The organism is Bacillus cereus group sp. BfR-BA-01355 (assembly GCF_022663675.1).
Classification (GTDB): domain Bacteria; phylum Bacillota; class Bacilli; order Bacillales; family Bacillaceae_G; genus Bacillus_A; species Bacillus_A thuringiensis_S.
Map to the genome: position 1 here is coordinate 57,861 of NZ_JAKUFY010000020.1, position 6,406 is coordinate 64,266.

Genomic DNA, 6,406 nt, shown 5'->3' on the forward strand with positions numbered 1-6,406 from the left:
ATTCATTAACTCTTTCATTTTAAATCAGGATATCTTTTTCCAGATAAATGATATGAATAAAGAGTCCAGCTAATTATAAAATCTCTATGAATACAGTATATTTCACGTTATTATTTCTCAAACGGCGTATACATGCTTTTCTTCCCCTGATTATCAATAAAAGCCGACTTTGCTTTTATTTTCGTTTTTTCTACTTCCATGTCTTCATTTGAGAAGTTCACAATGATTTTAATATCTTTTCCATAAGAAACAGATTGTACTAGCTTATCTTCTGACAAATATGCAAAATTCGTCATCTCTTCTTTTACTGCTTTTTCATGAACTTCATTCCAAACTTTTAGATGCTCTGTAATTTCTTTTTTATGCTTATTCCACTCTACTTCATCTAAATGGTACAACGGAGGAACATTATACAATAATTCAGACAGCATTCGATTTCCAACTTCATCTTTTACCTTTAAACTTCCCCATTCCCAATGGTGCGTTGTAATAACGGAATCATTGTATACTAATTTATATAATGGTACCGAATATACTGGGTTTAAATACACTTGTTTATATTCTTCTTTCAATGGTACTTGTTTTGCATATTTTTCGGGAACATTTTGATTTGGTGACCAATATCCACCGACATAATACGGACTTGTTTTATTTTTCCGCATATCTTCATCGTCCCATTTAATAACAGGTGTTTCAATTCCGTGTGCAAATGCAATCGTACTACTAGCAAAATCATTTCCACCTTCAGAACCAACGACCATACCCTTTTCTTGTGCAATGTAGTCCATTCGTTTTAAACGTGCTTTTAAATCTTGCTCTTGTGTCGTTATATGTTTCGCTGAATAGTCATCGTAAATTTCACCTGTCGCATCACAATCAATAAACCATGAATTATATTTAGGACCATTTTGTAATATATCATTCACGCGTTCCTTTACACTAGGCAGCGATAAAGTCGGGTTTAACTTGCGACCTCTGCCTAAAAAGCCTTGCACCTTTTCTCCGTTTTTCTTCGTTACAGTAGCCTCTTCGTATAATGATGGGTCATTAAAGGATGCTGTGTTCCAATTTTTATCACTTTTTTCGTGAATGGAATGATATGAATCATACGGACCAACTAAATACCCCATTTCCTTAGCTTTTGTCACGAAATTAGGTTGCATAAATCCTTGTTCCCAGTTCGGCAGACCAATCCACGCTTTTTCTATTCCTGCCTCTTTCATTTCCTTTAGTATATCCGTTCCATCTGCATTACCCCATTTACTTACCTCTTCAACCGCATCACCAAGTAGCGACTTTAATGAATGCTTATTTAAGCTATACAATTCTGTATTCGTTAAGTGACCTACACCTTTCTTTAATAGCACACTAGCTTCCTGATTAACGTTTTGAAAAATATCCTCTTTATAAAATTCCTTCATAGATAATACTTCGTTTATATAACGTAAAATAACATTTTTTTGATACTTATCAATGAAATCTTGTTTACTTACTTGATCTAATACATTCAGTTCCCCAGGCTCTGAACTATTCTTTTGAATAAGTTCTTTTATATGGCTAAACAGCGGGCTATTTATTTGCTCTCTTAGTTTTGGCCAATTTATATTACTTTCTGATAAACCATTTTGATTCCAAAAATAAAAATGCGCCGCTCCATATAACTTTTCGATTTCTTTATTTTTTCTAGCCTTTTCTTGTAATGTTTTAAATTCACCTTTTCGAACAATATCATCCTTATACAGTTTAGCAATGCTTACCGCATCATTATTTGTCACATATAATTGAAATCCATATGTTTTATTTTTATTTATGCTCGGAAATTCATGTGTAAAATCAAATCCTATTTTCGGATCCGAATGAAATTTCAATTCATTATTAAACATATTGTTTGCAATATATACAATTGAATATTTCGAACCATTTAATGCGAAAAACTTCATAGAAAATGATTCAGCAAATGAATATGCATCATCCTTTAAAAACTTCTTCCAATTCTCATCATTGCTCGGAATTTGCTTACCCTCCCATAACGGAAGTGTATAATTTTCAGCTTCTACTTTCGGCCATGTAAAACTTTCTGCACCAGTCGATTCCACTTCAATGTTTAAGTGGTCTTTTTTCTTTTCTAATTTTATTTTTACTTTTTGATCTGGATATTCCCACGATGTACGATCCTTTTCTTTTTTTACATTCGATACCTTCATTTTCGGTAGGGGTTGTGATGCCTGTTCCTTTACACCCTCATGTTCTACAGTTACTGTGAATGTTTCTGGATTTACATCATAAGTAAAATCTTTATACGTCGCTTTCTTTATTTTAGACTCTTGTACAGCATTACTACCTTTTACGTCACAACCGACTAAAGTCGAAAATGGCATAGTTGTTAGAAGACATATCGCTATCATTTTTTTCATCCTCTGCACCTCCACCAATGAATATACAGGTGGTTTGTTACAGAAATGTGGCAAAAAATAATAGAGCTAGCATTTTGCTAGCTCTATTTGGAGTATTAAAAGTTGATATGAACAACTATAATTCGCTTAGAAGATATGTAATACAGTAACTGCATTTTTTCTCAACAATTATGAAACTAAACAAATCAAAATTTTAACAAGCATTCTTTAACTGAAAAAATAAGTGTATACAATGTATCCTAAAAGTAGTACTAAAATGATTATCCCTGTACCTTTCCAATTCATACCACCTGCTATATCAACTGGACTACCTGTTTCCGCTCTATTGAGTCCGTCATGTAAAGAACCCGTAGGATTACTTTTTAATTCACTTTGTCTCATACGCTCTCTTTTTTCTTCTGGTGACTCTTTATTCATTTAATCACCTCCAAAATGAATGCACTCTTTACTTACATTATTCAAAATCAACATTTGTTTTATATTTTTTCCGAAAAAACCCAATTTAAAATAGGTTTGCAACGTAAAGAAAGCTAGCCATGCCAGCTTTCTTTATAATCCAATATGCTCTTCCTTATTTACAATAATACCTTTATGGTCGATTTCAAGCTCACATACTTTCATATCTGTAAATACTCTCGCTAATTGCTCAGCGATTTCTTGACGTTTCTCATATGGCGTTAATATAAAAATAGATGGTCCCGCACCGCTAAGTGCTGTGCCGTACGCACCAAATTCTTTTGCGCATTTACGAATAGATGGTAATAACGGTACGAGTTCTAAACGATATGGCTCGTGAAAATGGTCTCTCTCCATCATTTCACCTACAACTTCCCACCGCTTTTGACATAATGCAGCTACTAATACGTTACTTATCGCACTAGCTTTAACTGCCTCATGAAACGGAAACATCTTTGGTAATACAGATCGACTTTCATCTGTATTTAATTCTTCATTCGGAATAAGAGAAATTACCCCTAATTCCTTGCTCTCAATTCTTACGACGGAAATATCCTTTCCATCAAGTGCTCCGATTACAGTTCCACCTAATATAGAAGCAGCAACATTATCAGGATGTCCTTCAAAATTTGTAGCAATTTGAACTTTTTGATCAGCAGTTAAGTTCAAATCACCTAGTTGATTCGCAAGCTCTATCCCAGCTACAATCGCTGATGCACTACTTCCTAGCCCTCTCGTTAATGGGATATTGCTAGTAACTTCTATTATATGGGGTGATATAGAAGGACATACTTTACATACCGTGCTAACGATTAAATTTTTATCGTCTGTCGGAATTGATTCTTCAAAGGAATGGATTACTTGCCACTTATCAGCTTTTTCTTTAACCACCACATCTAAATACAATGACAAAGCTATTCCAACTGAATCAAATCCAGGACCAACATTCGCCGTACTAGCAGGGACACGAACGCTTAATGGTATCACGACATAATCACCCCTTTAATATGATTTTTAATTTGTTCTATATCATTTGACACACTTGCGATGTCTAGTTGATTTGAAGAAATAGCAATATCCGGATCCTTCAAACCATTTCCAGTTAATACCGCAACAACTGTTTCTCCCTCTTTGATTTTTCCAGATTGAACATGCTTAATTACGCCGGCTAATGAAGCATTTGATCCTGGTTCAGCGAAAACTCCTTCAGTTTTTGCTAATAACCTATACGCATATAAAATTTCTTCATCTGATACCATATCTATTTCACCACAAGACTGCTCGGCAGCCTCTACTGCATACGACCAACTTGCTGGGTTACCAATGCGAATCGCTGTTGCAATTGTTTCAGGCTCTTCAATTATATGCCCTTTTACAATTGCAGCTGCTCCTTCAGCTTCAAAGCCATGAATTCTTGGCTTCTTATAACCTTTTTCTTTCTCATATTCACAGAAGCCTTTCCAATATGCTGTAATATTCCCTGCATTCCCAACAGGGATAGCTAGAACATCTGGTGCATTTTGCAATTGGTCACAAATTTCAAATGCTGCCGTTTTTTGCCCTTCAATTCGATAAGGGTTCACTGAATTTACTAATGTAATCGGCTCTTCTGCAGCAATATTTCTTACAGCCTTAAGTGCATCATCGAAATTCCCTTCTATTGAAATAATTTCAGCTCCATAAGCGACCGCTTGCGCTAATTTTCCATGCGCAATCTTTCCTTCAGGGATGACGATTATACATTTCATCCCAAGACGTGCCGCATATGCTGCAGCTGATGCTGATGTATTACCTGTTGATGCACAAATGATTGCTTCTGAACCTTCTTCTTTCGCCTTAGCAACTGCCATCACCATACCACGATCTTTAAAAGAACCTGTCGGATTCGCTCCTTCGTACTTACCATATAGCTGAACCCCTAATTGCTTTGATATATTTAATAACGGAATAAGAGGTGTGTTTCCTTCCATTAAGCTCACATCAGGTGTTTTTTCATTCACCGGTAAATAAGAAGCATACTGTTTTAATAGTCCTTTATACATATTGTTTTTCCTCCTCAATAATGTAGTAACTGTTTATTTCACTTGCGACAGCTTCTATCGCTCCTAAAACTCGTTCGAATTGATACTTGGAAGTTCGATGTGTCACAACAACAACTTCTGCCAGTTCACGGTTTAAAGGTAATTGAATAACTTCTTTTAAACTTACAGAGTAATTAACGAAACATTCTGTTATTTTTTGTAACATCCCAGGCTCATCTCGTAATGAAATACGCAAGAAATATTTCGAAACTACTTCTTCATCACCTTGTAATTCATAAGGAACTGGTTCTTTTAATGCACTTTTATTTTTCGGAACTTGATTCATATTTTTAACAATGGAAATAATATCACTTACTACGGCAGAACCAGTTGGCAACTTTCCAGCTCCAGGTCCGTAAAACATTACTTCTCCTACCGCTTGACCATGAACATATACTGCATTAAATTCATTATTTACATTCGATAATGGATGCCGTCTCGGTAAAAGCGTCGGTTCTACACTTAAATGAATGGCTGGTCCTTGTTTTTCTGCCTTACCAATTAACTTCATAGTAAATCCTAACTTTTCAGCCATTTGTAAATCTTCTTTTTCGACCTTTCGAATCCCTCTTACTTGCACATCATCTAATGAAACATTCATCGAAAAACCTAAGTTTGCAAGAATTGCTACCTTTCTCGCCGCATCTAGTCCATCTACATCTGCTGTCGGATCCGATTCTGCAAAACCTAATTTTTGCGCTTCCTGTAAAGCCTCTTCATAAGACCACCCATTTTGACTCATTTTTGTTAACATATAATTTGTTGTACCATTTACAATTCCCATTATTTTTTCAATTTGATCTGATGCTAGCCCGTCAGTTAGTCCTCTTAACACTGGAATACCACCCGCTACACTTGCTTCATAACATAGATCACAATCATTTTCGTTCGCTAATTTGAGAAGCTCTGCACCGTATACAGCCATTAAATCTTTATTTGCTGTTACGACATGTTTCTTATTTCGTAAAGCCTTAACAATATGCTGTTTTGCTTCTTCAATTCCACCCATTACCTCTACTACAATATCAATATTTGAATCATTTAGAACTTCATCTACATGGCTTGTTACTGCAATTCCATCAATACAAACATCGCGTTCTTTTTCTAAATCACGTACAACGACTGTTTTCACTTTCACTTCGTATCCTGTATCAAGAGCGATTTTTTTATAATGTTCTTTCAAAATATGAACAACACCACTTCCGACCGTACCTAAACCTAATACCCCAACATTTATAACGTTATTCATCTTCTAATCTCCTCCTACAATTTTATTATTTATCTCTATCAATCACCTTGCTCTGCTTTTTAATTATGCAGGTGGTGGTTATTTCCATACGTATAAATAGTTTCATGTTACCGCACCTCCCTTCAAAGTAATAAAAAACACACTCATCCCTAGGAAAGGGACGAATGTGTTTTCGTGGTTCCACCCTTGTTCCAACCTAGGCGTAT

At 35.4% G+C, this 6,406-nt stretch carries 5 protein-coding genes; all 5 read right to left on the reverse strand.

Annotation, left to right across the window (positions count from 1 at the left end; translation table 11 throughout):
* Window positions 1-110: 110 nt before the first annotated feature.
* Window positions 111-2,414, reverse strand: coding sequence for a glycoside hydrolase (locus MR167_RS09410; RefSeq protein ID WP_242314444.1), 2,304 nt, complete (start codon window positions 2,412-2,414; stop codon window positions 111-113).
* A gap of 207 nt (window positions 2,415-2,621) precedes the next feature.
* Complete coding sequence (locus tag MR167_RS09415; protein ID WP_001031479.1) at window positions 2,622-2,831, reverse strand: DUF6366 family protein; 210 nt, start codon at window positions 2,829-2,831, stop codon at window positions 2,622-2,624.
* A 132-nt stretch (window positions 2,832-2,963) separates the two neighbouring features.
* Entirely contained in the window at window positions 2,964-3,857 is an 894-nt protein-coding gene (gene thrB, locus MR167_RS09420; RefSeq protein WP_242314445.1) for a homoserine kinase, read from the reverse strand.
* On the reverse strand, window positions 3,854-4,912 hold the full coding sequence (thrC, locus tag MR167_RS09425) for a threonine synthase (RefSeq protein ID WP_106081304.1): 1,059 nt from the start codon (window positions 4,910-4,912) through the stop codon (window positions 3,854-3,856). The genes thrB and thrC overlap by 4 nt, the downstream gene beginning before the upstream one ends.
* The gene (locus tag MR167_RS09430; RefSeq protein ID WP_106081305.1) at window positions 4,905-6,200 is read right to left on the reverse strand and encodes a homoserine dehydrogenase; all 1,296 of its coding nucleotides are present in this window, start codon (window positions 6,198-6,200) and stop codon (window positions 4,905-4,907) included. Before MR167_RS09430 ends, thrC begins: the two co-directional genes overlap by 8 nt.
* Window positions 6,201-6,406 lie beyond the last annotated feature (206 nt).